This is a genomic window from uncultured Ruegeria sp., from assembly GCF_947489545.1.
In the GTDB taxonomy this organism is placed as follows: Bacteria; Pseudomonadota; Alphaproteobacteria; order Rhodobacterales; family Rhodobacteraceae; genus Ruegeria.
This window is the reverse complement of sequence record NZ_CANLDZ010000027.1, coordinates 1-16,805: the sequence shown is the minus strand read 5'-3', so window position 1 is coordinate 16,805 and position 16,805 is coordinate 1. Positions and strand designations below refer to the sequence as shown.

Annotated in this window: 15 protein-coding genes; 3 read left to right on the top strand and 12 right to left on the bottom strand. The window is 57.5% G+C overall.

What is annotated here, in order from left to right; all coding sequences use genetic code 11:
- Nucleotides 1-94 precede the first annotated feature (94 nt).
- Genes Q1B13_RS23835 through arsJ form a run of 3 tightly spaced genes read left to right on the top strand, consistent with a single transcriptional unit; the run spans nucleotide 95 to nucleotide 3,185 of the window.
- A complete protein-coding gene (locus Q1B13_RS23835) occupies nucleotides 95-928 on the top strand; it encodes a helix-turn-helix domain-containing protein (RefSeq protein WP_299085015.1) in 834 nt (277 codons plus the stop codon).
- Complete coding sequence (locus Q1B13_RS23830) at nucleotides 925-1,923, top strand: ArsJ-associated glyceraldehyde-3-phosphate dehydrogenase (RefSeq protein ID WP_299085017.1); 999 nt, start codon at nucleotides 925-927, stop codon at nucleotides 1,921-1,923. The genes Q1B13_RS23835 and Q1B13_RS23830 overlap by 4 nt, the downstream gene beginning before the upstream one ends.
- Complete coding sequence (gene arsJ / locus Q1B13_RS23825) at nucleotides 1,920-3,185, top strand: organoarsenical effux MFS transporter ArsJ (RefSeq protein ID WP_299085020.1); 1,266 nt, start codon at nucleotides 1,920-1,922, stop codon at nucleotides 3,183-3,185. Before Q1B13_RS23830 ends, arsJ begins: the two co-directional genes overlap by 4 nt.
- Nucleotides 3,186-3,255: 70 nt before the next feature.
- On the opposite strand, the gene Q1B13_RS23820 is transcribed toward arsJ, so the two are convergent.
- The 12 genes from Q1B13_RS23820 to Q1B13_RS23765 form a co-directional block, all read right to left on the bottom strand.
- Nucleotides 3,256-4,179 (bottom strand): glutathione S-transferase C-terminal domain-containing protein, encoded by a 924-nt coding sequence (locus Q1B13_RS23820; protein ID WP_299085023.1) that lies wholly within the window; start codon nucleotides 4,177-4,179, stop codon nucleotides 3,256-3,258.
- A gap of 121 nt (nucleotides 4,180-4,300) precedes the next feature.
- Nucleotides 4,301-5,260 carry a Fe-Mn family superoxide dismutase gene (locus tag Q1B13_RS23815; RefSeq protein WP_299085026.1) on the bottom strand — a complete coding sequence of 320 codons (960 nt, stop codon included), beginning with the start codon at nucleotides 5,258-5,260 and terminating at the stop codon, nucleotides 4,301-4,303.
- 331 nt (nucleotides 5,261-5,591) lie between these two features.
- Entirely contained in the window at nucleotides 5,592-6,044 is a 453-nt protein-coding gene (locus Q1B13_RS23810; protein WP_298937901.1) for a CoxG family protein, read from the bottom strand.
- A 108-nt stretch (nucleotides 6,045-6,152) separates the two neighbouring features.
- Entirely contained in the window at nucleotides 6,153-6,965 is an 813-nt protein-coding gene (locus Q1B13_RS23805; RefSeq protein WP_299085029.1) for an XdhC family protein, read from the bottom strand.
- An 11-nt stretch (nucleotides 6,966-6,976) separates the two neighbouring features.
- Nucleotides 6,977-8,164: a VWA domain-containing protein gene (locus tag Q1B13_RS23800; RefSeq protein WP_299085032.1), complete on the bottom strand. Its 1,188-nt coding sequence runs from the start codon at nucleotides 8,162-8,164 to the stop codon at nucleotides 6,977-6,979.
- Entirely contained in the window at nucleotides 8,164-9,030 is an 867-nt protein-coding gene (locus tag Q1B13_RS23795) for a MoxR family ATPase (protein ID WP_299085035.1), read from the bottom strand. Before Q1B13_RS23795 ends, Q1B13_RS23800 begins: the two co-directional genes overlap by 1 nt.
- A gap of 106 nt (nucleotides 9,031-9,136) precedes the next feature.
- On the bottom strand, nucleotides 9,137-11,554 hold the full coding sequence (locus Q1B13_RS23790) for an aerobic carbon-monoxide dehydrogenase large subunit (RefSeq protein ID WP_299085038.1): 2,418 nt from the start codon (nucleotides 11,552-11,554) through the stop codon (nucleotides 9,137-9,139).
- Entirely contained in the window at nucleotides 11,551-12,045 is a 495-nt protein-coding gene (locus Q1B13_RS23785; RefSeq protein ID WP_170667693.1) for a (2Fe-2S)-binding protein, read from the bottom strand. Before Q1B13_RS23785 ends, Q1B13_RS23790 begins: the two co-directional genes overlap by 4 nt.
- Before the next feature lie 12 nt (nucleotides 12,046-12,057).
- On the bottom strand, nucleotides 12,058-12,891 hold the full coding sequence (locus Q1B13_RS23780) for a xanthine dehydrogenase family protein subunit M (protein WP_299085046.1): 834 nt from the start codon (nucleotides 12,889-12,891) through the stop codon (nucleotides 12,058-12,060).
- 140 nt (nucleotides 12,892-13,031) lie between these two features.
- The gene (locus tag Q1B13_RS23775) at nucleotides 13,032-14,135 is read right to left on the bottom strand and encodes an MHYT domain-containing protein (RefSeq protein WP_299085049.1); all 1,104 of its coding nucleotides are present in this window, start codon (nucleotides 14,133-14,135) and stop codon (nucleotides 13,032-13,034) included.
- 83 nt (nucleotides 14,136-14,218) lie between these two features.
- Nucleotides 14,219-15,706 (bottom strand): heme biosynthesis HemY N-terminal domain-containing protein, encoded by a 1,488-nt coding sequence (locus tag Q1B13_RS23770; RefSeq protein WP_298937892.1) that lies wholly within the window; start codon nucleotides 15,704-15,706, stop codon nucleotides 14,219-14,221.
- A 10-nt stretch (nucleotides 15,707-15,716) separates the two neighbouring features.
- Nucleotides 15,717-16,805 (bottom strand): hypothetical protein (locus Q1B13_RS23765; RefSeq protein ID WP_299085052.1); only part of this gene is annotated, 1,089 nt, incomplete at its 5' end.

Sequence of the window (16,805 nt, the reverse complement as noted above, 5' to 3'; positions counted from 1 at the left end):
TAAGAGCCACGGCTTCGGTAAGAACTTAAAAACTGTGATCTGCGTTGTCAGATCTGACTCGACACAAGCTTATTAATTCTATATTTCATGAAATATGATAAAAGAAATAACGAATCAGCTAGCCATCCTTGGCCACCCCCAGCGTATCAGCGTGTTTCGCATGTTAATGCGACGGTTTCCTGACACTGTTCCGGCAGGCGAGCTTTCATCGGAACTGGGTATCAAACCCAGCACCCTGTCGAATTATCTGAACGCGCTGCAACGGTCGGGTTTGGTGTCGCAGACACGCTCAGGAACATCTCTGCTCTATTCTGTTGAAATGAAAAACGTGCAACGCATGCTCGACTTTCTGATCGTTGATTGCTGCCGTGGTCGCCCTGATCTTTGCATGCCCTTCACCCAAGGAGGTGACGCCATGACGGACCGAAAGTTTAGTGTCCTGTTCATTTGCGTGGGCAATTCCGCCCGCTCAATCTTTGCCGAAACTCTGCTGCGCGAAATTGCAGGCGACAAGTTCAATGTGTTTTCTGCGGGAACACAGCCCAACTCCAAGCTGAACCCGTTTGCCCTTCATATCCTGAACGAAAAAGGCCACGATACGTCGGTACTGCGCTCAAAGAATATCTCGGAATTCACCGGGTCGGACGCGCCGGAAATGGATTTCGTGTTTACCGTCTGCAATCAGGCGGCAAACGAGGAATGCCCCCCATGGGAAGGCCAGCCGATCAGCGGGCATTGGGGCATGGTCGATCCGGTCAAAGCCACCGGCACCGATGCCGAGAAAAGCCTGGCGTTCCAGAACGCTTACGGGGCGCTGAAACGTCGGATTGAGGCGTTTACATCGCTGCCCGTCGAAAGCCTGGACCGCATAGCGCTGCAATCTGCCGTCGATGACATCGGCAGGACACCATCTGAGGAAATGACATGACGACATATGCTGTGAACGGGCTGGGCCGGATCGGAAAGCTCGCCCTGAAACCCTTGTTAGAGAAGGGTGCAAAGATTGCCTGGATCAACGATGCAGTAGGTGATCCGGAAATGCATGCCCACCTGCTGGAGTTCGACACCGTTCACGGACGTTGGGATGCCACATTCACGCATGACGAAAACAGTGTCACAATCAACGGAACCCGCCTGCCTTTTATCGGTGTCAAAGACCTGAACGCCCTGCCTCTGGACGGGGTCGACGTGGTGATCGACTGCACCGGCGTCTTCAAGACCGAGGCAAAACTAGCCCCGTACTTCGAAGCGGGCGTAAAGAAGGTTGTCGTCTCGGCGCCTGTCAAAGATGGTCCAACGGCCAATATCGTCTGCGGTGTCAATGAAGAAACCTATGATCCATCCGCGCACCGCATCGTGACGGCCGCCTCATGCACCACCAATTGCCTGGCCCCGGTGGTCAAGGTCATCCACGAAAACCTCGGCATCCGCCACGGGTCAATCACTACAATCCATGATGTGACCAATACGCAGACCATCGTGGACCGTCCGGCAAAAGACCTGCGCCGCGCGCGGTCTGCGCTGAACTCTTTGATCCCGACCACCACCGGGTCGGCCACGGCCATCACCCTGATCTACCCCGAGCTCACCGGGCGACTGAATGGCCACGCGGTGCGCGTTCCGCTACTGAACGCATCACTGACCGATTGCGTTTTCGAGGTCGAACGGGAGACCACGGCGGAAGAGGTCAACAGCTTCTTCAAGGTCGCGGCCGACGGCCCGTTGAAGGGAATTCTCGGCTACGAAACCCGCCCGCTGGTTTCGACCGATTACACCAATGATGAACGGTCTTCGATCATCGATGCTCCCTCGACCATGGTGGTGAACGGCACGCAGGTGAAGATCTACGCGTGGTACGACAATGAAATGGGCTATGCGCATCGTCTGGTCGATGTTGCCCTGATGGTTGGTGCCTCGCTGTGACCCAACGGCCCGAGGGGCTGTCGGCCTACATCGCAGTCACTGCGGCTTATTGGGCCTTTATGCTGACCGACGGAGCACTCAGAATGTTGGTGCTGTTGCACTTTCACACTCTGGGCTTCTCACCGGTTCAGCTGGCCTATCTATTCGTGCTCTACGAGATTGCAGGGATGGCCACCAACCTTGCGGCGGGGTGGATCGCGGCACGTTTTGGGCTGACCTCGACCCTGTATGCTGGACTTGGCCTGCAGGTTTTGGCGCTGCTGACGCTGACGCAGCTTGATCCGGGCTGGACCGTCGGGGTTTCGGTTGCCTTTGTGATGATCGTGCAAGGGGCCAGCGGGGTCGCCAAGGATCTGGCCAAGATGTCCTCGAAATCCGCCGTGAAACTGCTGGCACCGACTGAAGGCGGCGGATTGTTCCGCTGGGTCGCCGTGCTGACCGGATCCAAAAACGCAGTCAAAGGTCTTGGGTTCCTGTTGGGCGCGGCACTGCTGGCGACTTTAGGATTCATCTGGGCCGTTCTGGTCATGGCGGTCGTGCTGGGTGCGATCCTGATCGCAGTTGCGATCCTGATGCCGTCCGGCCTGCCCAAGGGCCGCAAAGGCGCGAAATTCTCCGAGGTGTTTTCGAAATCTGCCAATGTAAACTGGCTGTCGGCGGCGCGCGTCTTTCTGTTCGGTGCGCGCGACGTTTGGTTTGTCGTTGGCATCCCGATCTATTTCTACGCCGTTCTGTCCGACGGAACGGAAGACGGTAACCGAGCAGCGTTCTTCATGATCGGCACGTTCATGGCCGTTTGGGTTATCCTCTACGGAGCGGTCCAGGCCAGCGCGCCAAAGATCCTGCGCGCCGCTGAGCGATCCGAAGACGACCTGATCCGTGCCGCGCGCAGTTGGGCCGCGCTGTTGTTTTGCGTACCCGCTGCCCTCATGGGTGCCGTATTGATGACCTCTGGTCCTGAACCTTGGCTAACGATCACACTGGTGATTGGCCTATTGGTTTTTGGCGCCATCTTTGCGGTCAACTCCTCGCTGCATTCCTACTTGATCCTGTCCTTTACGCAGGCCGAGCGGGTCACGATGGATGTCGGCTTCTATTACATGGCAAACGCATCCGGTCGGTTGCTGGGCACCGTGCTGTCCGGCCTGACTTACCAGATCGGAGGATTGCCGCTTGTGCTGGGCACGGCCGCTTTGATGGTTGCCATTGCGGCGCTGACATCCGGAAAACTGCAGGTTCAATCATCCGAGGCCCGCTCATGAGCATCTTCAACGCTACCTGACCACCTGGTCGCGCTTGCCATGACTTGGGGGACCCGATCTGGGCGATGGTTTAAAGCCCGTCGCGACAATCCCAGTTGATCTGGGGTTGCTGGGCGATTATCCCAAACGGATTGTGGCTTCCGTCATTTACGTAATAGCCGAAGCGAATTTCTTCAAAATTAACAGTCTCTTTCACGCCTGGGCCCTGGTAAATACGGCGCGTAAAGCGCCAGAGAGCTGGATAGTCCACCAGTCTTTTTCTGGTGCAGCGAAAATGCGTTGCGTACACGGTATCGAACCGTACCAGAGTAGCAAAAAGGCGAATATCAGCGGTCGTCAGATCATCTCCAAAGAGAAAGCGCTGATCCATCAATCGATCTTCAAGGCGATCCATTGTGTCGAACACTGTGTCGACCGCATCATCGTATTCGCCTTGTCGTTCGGCTTTGCCAGCGCGGTAGACCGCATTTGACAGGCCATCAAAGATCTGACTGGTCAGCTTATCAATCTCGCTTGCCAAGTTGTCTGGCCGCAGCTCCGGGCCCCGGCCAGCTTGATTAAACGCCAAGATTATGTCGGCCGAGGAATTGGACAGCACCAGCTGACGTTTGCTGTCCCATAGCATCGGCACTGTTGCGCGACCGGTGTATGTGGGATCGCTCAGGGAATAGAGCTGATGGGCGTGTTTGATATTACCCAATCGCGTAATCGGCCCTTCTGGCAACAGGCCATAGCCTTCGATACGTCGCCCGCCTGCCCATTGTATTGGCACATTGTCAGAAAGCTCGCTTAGCTGCCGCACAATCACCGTCGCATGAGACCATGGGCAACTTGCTGAGGCGATCAACACAAACCGATCTGGATCGTGCCGCAAAGCATGCAACACATCCGCATCAATGATCGTAGCCAGAACACTGGCCTCTCGGCGGTAGGTGCCGGACAGCATAGATCTGTCCGCGTTTTGGTCCCATCGGCCGTCGATCAACATACCCATGTTTTAGAATCCGCCTCGCGCTCTCGATATGTTTGCTTTTATCTAACCTTATTTCTGGAAAACAGAAATTGTTCTCGGATTGACTGCGAGCCTCATCAAATGGAACACCTGAAAGTAACGCCTATTCGATATTGCTTGACGATGAGTAGCCCATTGCGCGCCACGCCGTAACACCGCCTGAAAGGCTACGTGCGTTGATGCCGTACATACGCAGTTCCTCCGCTGCCTTTTGACTGACCCAGAAACCATACATGCAATAAACCACGACTGGCTTATCTTTGGGCAAGTCGTTGGCCCACGCAGCGACATCAAAAGAGTCATGCCATTCGCTTCCCGCTATTCGGTTTTTATATCGTTCGCGGTCGTCATCGTGCCGTACATCGAGAACCAGAACATCGTCGCCCCGGTCAAGACTGTCCTTCAGTTCGCTGATCGAAATCTGGTTGGGATCGGCTTTCTCATTCACCACCGCCCCACCCAGTGATCGGTGGAATCGTTCCGCCACGCGCACCCAATGAACACTTTGTAGGAACGCAGAGACAAAACCCCTCCGGTCCAACCCAAAATCACTGGAAAAGGCGTGCTCTCCCATGTCGAGCACAAGAAGAGGAACCGCATCGGATAGAAACTGCGCACTATCGATCGTTCTGACATTCATCAACCGACCAAATCGATCCGACCACGCCAGAATAGCCCAACCACCTTCTCCCGACGTCGCCATTGACGAGAATTCGACCCGCCAGGCTGCGACGCTGCCAAAAGCTGCGTCAATAGCCTGTGTTAGAGCCGAATCCGATAGCTCTTCACCGCCTTCTTCGCCAAGGGATAAGAAATGTAGTTCGTGCAGAATGACCGAGTTGGCAACACTAAGGTGCTCTGCTCGCAGAGCATCGTTGTGATCATCCCTCGCAATCTGCTTTTCGATCTCGTTCAAGCGGCGAACCGCGCCGCCATACACCTGCTCAAAATGCTGTTCGAGCATTTCGGGCGTAAAGCCGTCGATCTTATGAGCTTTGAACGGGATACCCCGAACGACATGTTGGCCGGGTATGTAGGTTTTGAATTTCTGGTGCGTATTCATGCGCATCCTCCCTGCTGTTGCGGGTGTCGTGGATGCGAAACTTGGGCCTGGGCCTCACGGGGCGTTCGCGGCCCCATGAGGGTAACTTGAAATATGACAGCGGTGTCGTCAAGATACCGCCCACGGTGGCCGCCAATCGGTCGGCTGGCTCAATGTCGCAACAGCCTTGACCGCAGTAGGCCCCCAGCGAGGGAAACTTTTGGCCGTTGCTTTGACGTGTTTATCAGCCGAACCAATCGATCCTGTCTCAGAGGCTATGACGGATTACACCGGCAGATGCAGGTCGCTGACAGACTAGCCGCGTGGCCAACACCCCTATTAGTCGCGCACTTCAGGACGCAGACTGCTCTGAAACGATTTCCCCGAACCGCGTGAAGAATTTCCCAGATAGTTTCTTGGCAGTCCCTGCAATCAACCGGCTGCCCAGCTGCGCTATCTTGCCTCCGATACTTACGTTCGCAGTGTAAGCGAGTAATGTCTCGGCACCATCTTCCGTCAACGTGACTTCGGCCCCACCCTTGGCAAAGCCGGCAGCACCACCTTTACCTTCTCCGCTCAGGGAAAACCCATCCGGTGCGTTCGACGTGTCCAGCGTCACCTCCCCTGCAAACCGCGCTTTGACCGGGCCGATTTTCAAAACCACCTTAGCCTCGAGGTCTTCAGGCGAGTTTTGGATCAGCTCTTCACAACCCGGAATGCACTCACGCAGGATGTCCGGATCATTCAGCGCTCGGTAAACCACGTCGCGTGGTGCCGAGATGCGGATTTCGTCACTCAATTCCATCAAAGTCTATCCTTTGTTCAGCAACATCTTGGGAAAACAAGAAGTGCGGTTTCCGCCGCTTTTTCGGCAGTTGTTTCAGGTTGTACAGGCCAGAACGCCCTTAGGCGCCTATGCAAGCTTCTCATCATGGGACCGCTCCGTGGATTTGTCACTGTTCCGCCACATCACGATCTCGGCGAGGATCGACAAAGCGATCTCGTGCGGGTCAATCGCGTGAATATCCAGACCTGCCGGGGATTTGAGCCGCGCAACCTGCAGCGGATCCATGCCCTGCGCGATCAATTTTGCGGTCAGCGTATCAGCCTTGCGGCGGCTTGCCACCATCGAAACACGGGTCGCACCCGTTTCCAACGCGGCTTTCAGGGCAACGCTGTCCCCTTGGCCCTGCGATGCAACAACCACAAAGTCCCGCGCTTCAATGCCCAAATCAGCCGTCTTATCTGGCGCAAAACGGGTGTATGCGCCGGATGTTTCCGCATCATCAGACAGGCAAACGCGAAATCCGGCCAATGCGCCATGCGCGGCCAACGCGGTCGCGATGAGAGACCCACCAAATATCACCAACCGCGGCGCGTGCCGATAGGGTTCAACCAAAAGATCAACCGTGCCACCGGAAGGGCACCCGCTTCTGAACGTCTGTACGCCATCGGGATCGGTCATGTTCACCACCTTTTTCGAAGGTTTGACCCGGATCATCTGCGGTGCGCCACTGGCCAACGCCTCATGTGCCGACGACCGAACCGCGCGTTGAACACAGGCGCCACCCAAATGGCCTAGGATTTGACCGTCTCGCGTGATCGCAGCCTTTCCTCCGGCTTTGGCCGAAGTCGCATCCGCGGTACGCAATACAGTCGCTACACAGAACGCCTCTCCGGTCTGGCGCAGTTGATCAATCGTGTCGAATATGTCGAAATTTGCCATATGGGCTCCTTTCACAGCTTTCGGAACTGCGGCTCCAATGCCGCCAGTGCCTCTAATGTGTTGGCCGGCAGGTGCGCATCCAGGTACGGTTCGGCCGCCTGCATCGCAGCGGCAATAGGTTGATAATCTTTCCATCCTTTCAACGGGTTCAGCCAGACGATGCGCCGGGCCTTACGCCGAATGCGCGCCAGTACGTCGCCCAGCGCTTGTGGATCTGAGCTGCAATACCCATCTGACAGGATCAGAACGATCGTGCGACCGTTCAATGCGCGTGCGCCGTACCCGTTCAGAAAGCTCTCAAGGCTGCCAGAGATATCCGTGCCTCCGCCAAACCCTTCTGCCATCAACGACAACCGACCGGCCGCGCGCAGCGTGTCATGGTCGCGCAACGCATCGGTGACACGCATCAACCTCGTGTGGAACAGATAGGCGTCGGCCTCGGTCCCAGTACCGATCAGACCCTTGAGAAAGGCGAGAAAGACCCGGGCATACACCGTCATCGATCCGCTCACGTCGCACAGCGCCACAATCCGCATTGGGCGCGGCGGTCGAGCTTTATGAAACAGGTCCATTGGCTCACCGCCCCGTGCAAGGCTGGCACGCTGGATCCGGCGCATATCCAGGGCTGGCCCTCTGCGAGACTGCTTGCGCCTGCGCGACCGGCGATCCCGAATGGCACGCGCAAGGGCCAAAGCCGCCGATTCCGCCTGTTTTAGCGCCTCTTCATCCATGATTTCGCGCAAATCCCGACGCGACAGGTTGGCCGTGCGGGTCGCAATCAGCTTCCCGTCCATCCCCTCGGCCTCCCCGTCGCTCGGATCAGGAGTGGTAGCCTGATCTGTGTCGGATTGGGTGTCCTTGCCTTCTTGATCCTGCGCTTGCCAGATCATGGGTTTCGCCGATTGCACCCGAACGTGCGCAGTCTGTGCTGTGCCCGCCCGCTGCTTTCCGGCATTGAACCAATAGGCGTCAAACAACTCATCAAAGCGGCGCCAATCCTCGACATCCCCGGCCAGTAATGCACAAAGTGCCTGCCGGGCCTGCCCTGCATCGGTCGCATCAATCGCCGACAATACAGAAAGCGCGTCCCCGGTTTCCTTTGGGCCAACGCGCAGACCATTCATCCGCAAATGCGCAATGAAACCGGACATGCGATCCGCAAGCCCCTGCGCACGAGCGGGAAATCGGGTGACCTGCATTATGCCACCTTTCCAATCAGCCGATCCATTACCTCGGGCGGGGCGGCGTCGTAATCTGCGGCGGTTTTAAGAAGACAAACCAGGGTTGCCTGCACCTCTTTGCGTGATTGGGCAAGGTCATTGACCCCCAATCCTGACAAAGCAGCCGACCAATCCAACATCTCGGCAATGCCTGGTGTTTTCTCCAGATCTTCCTTCCTTAGTGCCTGCACAACGCCAACGATCTGTTGCGCCAGTGTTGCCTCGACATCGGGCATTCGGGCCTGCAGGATCGCCAATTCAGTTTCCTGCGACGGGTAGTCGAGGAAGCTGTAAAGGCACCGCCGCCGCAAAGCATCCGACAGGTCACGCGTTCCATTCGCAGTCAGGATCACAATCGGCCGCGCGCGTGCCGTGACTGTTCCCAGTTCAGGAATCGTAATCTGAAAGTCGGACAGTATCTCCAGCAGATACGCCTCAAATTCCTCATCCGCCCGATCAATCTCATCGATCAGCAGAACAGGCGGAACTGCGGCGGAAATAGCCTCTAACAAGGGTCGTTTCAGCAGATATTCATCTGTAAACAACTGAGCCTCGCTGGTTCCTCCCTGCGCTTCACTGGCACGAATGGCCAAAAGCTGGCGCTGATAGTTCCATTCATAGATAGCGTGGCTGGCGTCCAGCCCCTCGTAACATTGCAAACGGATCAAACGGGTATCGCGCCAGCCCGCCACAGCCTTAGCAACCTCGGTCTTTCCCACACCCGCCGGACCTTCCAGCAGTAAGGGTCGCCCCAGGTCCTGCGCCAAATGCAACGCCATCGCCAACCGATCATCGGCGACATAGCCCTGTGCGGCCAACCCGTTCTGCACGTCACTCAAAGTCAAAACCAGGATCCCATCTTCATCTGGCCCAAAATATCCCGGGGGAGGTTTCGGAGGGGGTAGAACCCCCTCCGTTCGGTCGGACCGGCGACAGCCGGTTCGAAACCGATTAGCCGTGCATCCCCAGGCCGTTGGCAACCTTCCAGATCCGCCAATGATCATGCGGCATGTGGCTCTGAACCAATCCAAATGGGCGGAAGGCATCATGCACCGCATTCGAAAACGCAGGTACACCGCCCACGTTAGGGCTTTCCCCGACACCCTTCGCCCCAATCGGATGATGCGGAGACGGCGTCACCGTGTGATCGGTGGTATAATTTGGCGTCTCCCACGCGGTCGGAATGAAGAAATCCATCAGCGTCGCGGTCTTGACGTTGCCCATCTCGTCATACGCTATCTCCTGCCCCATCGCGATGGCCAGTGCCTCAGTCACACCACCATGGACCTGCCCTTCGATGATCATCGGGTTGATCCGTGTGCCGCAATCGTCCAGCGCATAGAATTGCCGGACATCCCACTCGCCGGTATCAACATCGATCTCCATGACACAGATATAGGCCCCGAACGGATAGGTCATGTTCGGCGGATCATAGTAGCTGACGGCCTCCAGACCGGGTTCCAGCCCCGGTATGGCCTGATTGTAAGCGGCGAAGGCGATTTCCTTCATGGTCTTGAACCGTTCGGGCGCGCCTTTGACAGCAAAGCGATCCACATCCCACTCAACGTCGTTGTCGTGAACTTCCAGCAAATACGCCGCGATCATCTGTGCCTTGGCGCGGATTTTCCGCGCAGCCATTGCCGTTGCAGCCCCCGCGACCGGAGTAGATCTCGACCCGTAAGTCCCAAGCCCATAAGGCGCGGTATCGGTGTCGCCTTCCTCCAGCGTGATGTCATCGGCGGGCAGACCGATCTCACTGGCGATAATCTGGGCAAAGGTTGTGGCGTGGCCCTGGCCTTGGCTGATCGTGCCCAGACGCGCGATGGCCGACCCGGTTGGATGGATGCGGATCTCGCATGAATCGAACATACCTAGCCCAAGGATATCGCAGTTCTTCACTGGTCCAGCGCCGACGATCTCGGTGAAATGCGTCAGACCGATGCCCAGCAGCTTGCGGGTCTTGCCAGCTTTGAAGTCGTCGATCCGCTGCGCTTGCTCGGCCCGCAGACCGTCATAGTCGACAGCCTTCAATGCCTTGTCCCAAGCGGTATGGTAATCGCCCGAGTCATACTCCCAGCCCAGCGCGGATTGATACGGGAACTGATCTGCCCTGATGAAATTGATCCGGCGCAGCTCGGCCGCGTCCATGTTCAACTTGATGGCCAGAACCTCGATCATACGCTCGATGAAATAGGCGGCTTCGGTCACCCGGAAGGAGCAACGATAAGCCACGCCGCCCGGAGCCTTGTTGGTATAGACCCCATCCACAGCTAGATAAGCGGTCGGGATGTCATAAGACCCGGTGCAGATATTCATGAACCCTGCCGGGAACTTGGTCGGGTCGGCGCAGGCGTCAAACCCCCCGTGATCCGCCGTCGTATGACACCAAAGCCCGGTGATCTTGCCGTCTTTGGTCGCCGCGATCTTGCCCCGCATCCAGTAGTCGCGGGCAAAGGCGGTGGACATCAGGTTCTCCATCCGGTCCTCGACCCATTTCACCGGCTGGCCGGTAACAATCGAGGCCACGACTGAGCAGACGTATCCTGCATATGCGCCGACTTTGTTGCCGAAGCCCCCGCCAATATCCGGGCTGATCACCCGGATATTATGCTCGGCGATGCCCGAGATCAGCGAGACAACAGTCCGGATCGCATGAGGCGCCTGAAATGTGCCATACAGCGTCAGCTTACCGGTCACTTTGTCCATCGACGCGACACAGCCGCAGGTCTCCAGCGGGCACGGGTGGGTGCGGTGATAATAGACCATCTCTTCGGCGACCACGTCGGCCTCTGCCAGAATGGCTTCGGTGGCTTCCTTGTCACCCTGTTCCCAGGTGAAGATGTGGTTGTGATGCTTGCGCGGTCCGTGCGCGCCCGCGGTCTGCCCTTCAAGGTCTTCACGCAGGACAACATCGGATTTCAGTGCCTCGAACGGGTCGGTCAGAACTGGCAGTTCTTCATAGTCGACCTCGACCAGTTCCACCGCATCAGCCGCGATGTAACGATCTTCGGCGACGACATAGGCGACCTCCTGGCCCTGAAACAGGACCTTGCCATCGGCGAGCACCATCTGCTTGTCACCGGCCAGCGTCGGCATCCAATGCAGACCCAGCGGCGACAGATCTTCGGCGGTCAGAACGGCGATCACACCGGGCAGCGCCAGTGCCGCCTCTTTGTTCACGCTTTTCACGCGCGCATGGGCATAGGGAGATCGAACAAAGTCGCCAAACAGCATCCCGTCCAGCTTGATGTCGTCGACATAGTTTCCTTTGCCTTGGGTAAAGCGCACGTCCTCGACGCGCTTGCGCGAGCTTCCCATACCCTTGAGGTTGGCGGCGCGTTCTTCGGGGGTCAGAGTCTGGTCGTTCATTCCGCAGCCTCCTTCTGAGCGTTCAGCATGTCGGCCGAGGCCGAGATGGCCTTAACGATGTTCTGGTATCCGGTGCAGCGGCACAGGTTTCCTGCCATGCCAAAGCGAATGTCTTCTTCGGACGGGTTCGGATTTTCCTGCAACAGGCGGTGCGCGCGGGTGATCATCCCCGGCGTGCAAAAACCGCATTGCAGCCCGTGATGCTCGCGGAACATCTCTTGCAGCACACCGAGGCTGCCATCGTCATTTGTAAGCCCTTCGACGGTAGTGACATCGGCCCCGTTCACCTGAGCCACAAAGGTGGTGCAGGATTTGACCGACTTGCCATCGATATCCACGGTGCAGGCCCCACAATGGCTGGTTTCACAGCCAATATGCGGCCCAGTGATTTTCAGATCTTCCCGCAGGAAGTGGATAAGCAATGTGCGCGGTTCCGCGAGGCCTTCGACCTGCTTGCCGTTCACGGTGAGTTTTACGTGCATTTTAGACATGGTTTACTCCCCTCAGCTCGCGCGGCTTTGAGCGCGAGCGATGGCGCGGCGCAGCATCACGGCGGCCACATGTTTCTTGAACTCGACGGGGCCACGATTGTCGGCCACAGGGTCAATGGCGTCCAGCATGGCCGCCACGCAGCCGTCGACATCGCCATCCGCTAATGCTGCGCTGGCACTTTCGGACCAGACTGGTGTGTCAGCCAGATTGGTCATCGCGACAGAGGCTTGACCGTTTCCAACCATCACCGCCGCTGCAGCGGTTGCATAATCCCCGATCTTGCGTTTTTGCTTTTCATAAGCCTGACCAACACCTGCACCGGGCACGGGGATCGTGATACGTGTTAGGATTTCTTCATCCTCACGTGCCGTGAAGTAAGCCGCCTCATAGAACTCGCGCGCAGCAACGCTGCGGGCGCCATCGGGGCCCGACAATTCAAAGGTCGCGTTCAGGCATTGCATCAGCCCTGGCATGTCGTTGCCCGGATCGCCGTTGGCCACGTTGCCACCAATAGTCCCGACATAGCGCACCTGAGGATCTGCAATCTGTAAAGCGGCCTCGCGGATCAAGGGAATGGCTGATCCCAGACCGTCATGGGTGATCAACTCGTGCTGCGTGACCATCGCGCCCAAAGTGACCGTATCAGCACCAACGTTGACGCCCTTCAGTTCGTTGATCGCTTGCAGGTCGACAAGATGTCCCATCTCGGCCATGCGCAGTTTCATCATCGGGATCAGGCTGTGCCCGCCGGCGATTACGCGCGCCTCATCTCCATATTCCTGCAAAATGCCGATGGCCGAGGCGATGTCGCCTGGCCGGTGATACTCGAAACCGGCTGGTATCATAGTTTTCCTCCCTGGGTCCGGACATTATGCCTTGGGGGACCTGGGATAAGAAAAGCGGCTGTGGCCTTAACCTCGCCAGCAGGCGGGAACGGAGCGCGCCGTCTGTTTCACGAAATGCGAATGAGCTGCACGAACGACGATCACAACCCCAGCGCGTCACGGATATCCGCCAAGCGGGAACGGCTGACGGGGACCTTGGTCAACGCATCGATACCGTCGAAATAGCAGGTCCCGTTGTCCTTGTGCCGCTCAAAACTGGACACGTGTTTTGGGTTCACCAAATAGCTGCGATGCGCCCTGAGAAAGCCATCGGGTTTCAGGCGAGCCTCGGCCTCGGTTATCGACCATGGGCAAAACAGTTTCTCTGCGCCCATGTACAGTATAGTGTAATGTCCTTCGGCCCGGATCGCTGCGATCTTTCCGGGCGCGGAGAAAAACGTCTGACCCTCGCGTTCGAACGGAATGCCCGCGCGGGGAAGAGTGACCTGGGGACCGGGAATAGGGTCCGGGGCGCTGGGCACTGGTGCGACCTCTGCCTCGGGCCCGATGAAGGTAATCCCAGTCAGAAGAAAGGCACCGCAGATCAGAAACACGGAAACCGTGACACCCATGGCCAGCACCTGATTGTTGAGCGCCGGTCCTGCACCCCCTGCATTTTCGCTGGCGACAAAATCGGTCAGCCCGGTCGCAACGAAATGCATAGTGAATACGGCCAGGCCGAAACAAACCGTCCCCAGCAGGATGTTACGCTGGGTCCGGTTGTCATAGGCGACCCAGATCGCAAGCACCGACAGAACCACCGACGCCATGGCTGCAATCACTACGTCCAGCGCATTGTAAACCGGGCGACATAGCTGCATCCCTGCCATGCCCACATAGTGCATTACCACAATGCCCAGACCCACAATAACCCCCGCCCCGACGATCGTGCGCATTGTTCGCGGACGGAAATGCAGCAACAGCAACGCCAAACCCACCATCAGGATCGCAACCAATGCCGAAATCAGCGTGATCAGGGCGTCGTAATAAAACAGGATCGGCAACTGCAGGCCCAGCATCGCTACGAAATGCATCGACCAGATACCGCCGCCCAGTACAACGGCTGCAAGTGCTACGATGAATTTGCGGCGCTGGTTGTCCAGTTTGGACGCGCCATGTGTCAGATATAGGCCTGTAAACCCGGCCATCAGCGCCACGGCCAAAGAGGCCGCCACCAGCCAGGCGTTATGCGAGTAATCCAGCATTAGGGTTTGCGCGCCCTCCCCGACGCGAGGCTGACGTTAGCAAACAGATTCGGTTGGGACAATCGCCTGCCGAAACAGAAAGATCAGGCCTGTTTTTCGGCCTGACCCTCGACCGGCTCCACATCAAGCTCGATCACCTCGGCGCTGTCGGATTGTTCAGGCTCTGAAATCTCGACCGAATCAGACTGATCTTCAAGCGCGCCAACAATCAGCGGAAGCATATGAACCCCGGTCGCACTGGCGATTTCAGGGGATTGGGGTGTCTGCCAACTCAGCGTATCGAAACTGTGGCAATTCTGGCAGACAGGTCCCCATTCGACCTGAATGTCATGACAATTGTCGCACACCCATTGTGGGCCGCGCGGCGCGTTCAGCGCCTTGGCCAGCCACCCCTGAACTACGGCGTCCGAGGAACCCTCGCCCCGCTCAATCGCGGCCATCAACGTATACCCACGCGCGTCAGCCTGTTTTTCGACAACATCGCCCAATGCGCGACGCGCCTCGGGAAAGTCCTCGGCCACTATGTTCAACTCGGCCAGAATCAGGCGGGTTTCCATGTTTTCGGGATGGACCCGCGTTAAAGCAGTGAACCGTTTTATCCGATCCTGCGGAGATTCATCCGGGGCGATCTCGGCAAAAGCATGCGCCAAATCGGGATGCGGTTGAACCTCCCAGGCCTTCTTCAGGATCTTGGTGGCCGGGCGCGATTTGCCTTTTTCGATGTAAGCCCGCGCGGCCATTGCGGCAGCGGGTACCAGATCGGGCGACAGGCGGTTGGCCTCGATTGCATATTCCTGCTGTTCGACGCTGGCGGTCTCATCTAAAACATCCTTTGCTTCGGACAGGGCCAAAACGGCATCCCGGCGTTTGAACACATCACGCGGCAGGTATCCGGCCTTCAACTTCGATGTCAAAGTCGATCGCGCCCCGGCCCAGTCCTGCGCCTTGGTCTGCAGGTTCAACAAAACATCCTGCGTTTCTTCGTGGCGCGGTTTGATCGCCAGGGCCTTTTCGGCCAGCTTTCGGGCGGTTTCATCATCCCCCTCGGCCAGCTTCTGTTTCATGATACCACGCACGCCGACAAATCGGGTTGCGTTGTTTGTGACGAGTTTCTTGTAGGTCTCGGACGCCTTTTCGGTGTTTCCGGTCATTTCAGCCGCTTGCGCCACAAGCAGATTGGTCAGTTCAGGCTTGTTAAGCAGTTTTTCGGCTTTGTTTGCCTTGGTCATGGCCACACGCCCTTCACCCGAAGCCAACGCCATCAACCCATCCGCAAGCGCCTGATAGCCACGCTGTTCGCGACTGCGATCGAAATAGCGGGACAAGGCTGTCTCATCACCATTAAGGAATTTGAGTGTCGCGATCAGCAGGCTGAGCAGTTTGAAGAACAACCAAACAGCAAAAACCAGCAGGCCCAGCGCAATAACCGACTGTAACGGTCCAAGGGTAAACTCGGTGCCGGCAACCGTAATCTGCACGCCGCCACTGGTTTGCATCAGGAAATGACCCCCAAGGGCCAGCAGTCCAATAATCGCTACAAAGACAAGGATCTTAAACAATGACCACAGCATGGCAGGTCCTTCAATTCGAGTTCAGGCTTGAAGCAAGCGTGTTTGCGGCATCCACGGCGGACACCCGCGTCTGGGCTGCCTGTTCCCAATCAGCCATCGCTGTCTGCGCCGCTTCGGGCAGGGATTTTAGTTCACTCAGCACCTTGGACAGATCTCCGTCGGCCAATGCCGCCTGCGCGCGCGACAGGATAGCATCGGGGCCGTCCCCGTCCTGCGGTGTCACCGAACGCGCGCCGGTTTGACGCTGCAGGAAGGCAATCAGGCCTGTACCCTTATCCGCATCCCTTGCATCCGAAAGTGCCGAACGCGCCGCCGGGGTAAACGAGGCACGCAGATCTGAAAGCGTTTGCACGCCCTTCTCTGCGGGCGTCGACAATGCGTCAGGCACTTCTACGCCACCTGCCTTCAGTTCGGTAACTAGCTCGGCAAAAGGCTGGCCGGCATCCATTTGACCATGCAAGCGCGACAGGATGGCTGCATTGGTCGCGGCACGCGCCTGGGCTGAGGCTTTGGCTTCCAATGCCTGCGCGTCTGAGACCATCTTTTCCACTTCGCTGCGTTGTGCAGCCAGTGAATCGCGCAGTTTTTCCAATTCAGCCTCAAAGGCTTTGGTGGCTTCCGGCGAAACATTTGCTTCAATCGGATTTTTCTCAAGATCAGACAGCCTGTCACCCAAGGGTCCAACTTGTCCGCTTAGGCTTTCCACACTGGACTTCACCGCGTTCAGATCATTTTCAACCGGCGTCAGCTTGTCAGCAAGCGCCTTGAGCTGATCTAACAGGCTCGAGACATCCGGACCGTCGGATATTGTTTTTGAAAGCTTGGCAATCTGCTCCGACTGATCGGTCAGCTTGGTCTCAAGCGCCGCGATGGCATCGGAATTGCCGGATTCCGAGGGCAAAAACCCACCGTTCCCAACCACATATCCGATCCCAGCGGCAATCACGCCGCCAATCAGCGCAGGAACAAACCCGCCGCGTTTTTCGACAACGCGTTCAACAGTCTTTTCTTCTGCGGAAGGCGCTTCGGCTTCGGCTTCGGCTTCGGCTTCGGCTTCGGCTTCGGCTTCGGCTTCGGCTTCGGCTTCGGCTTCGGCTTC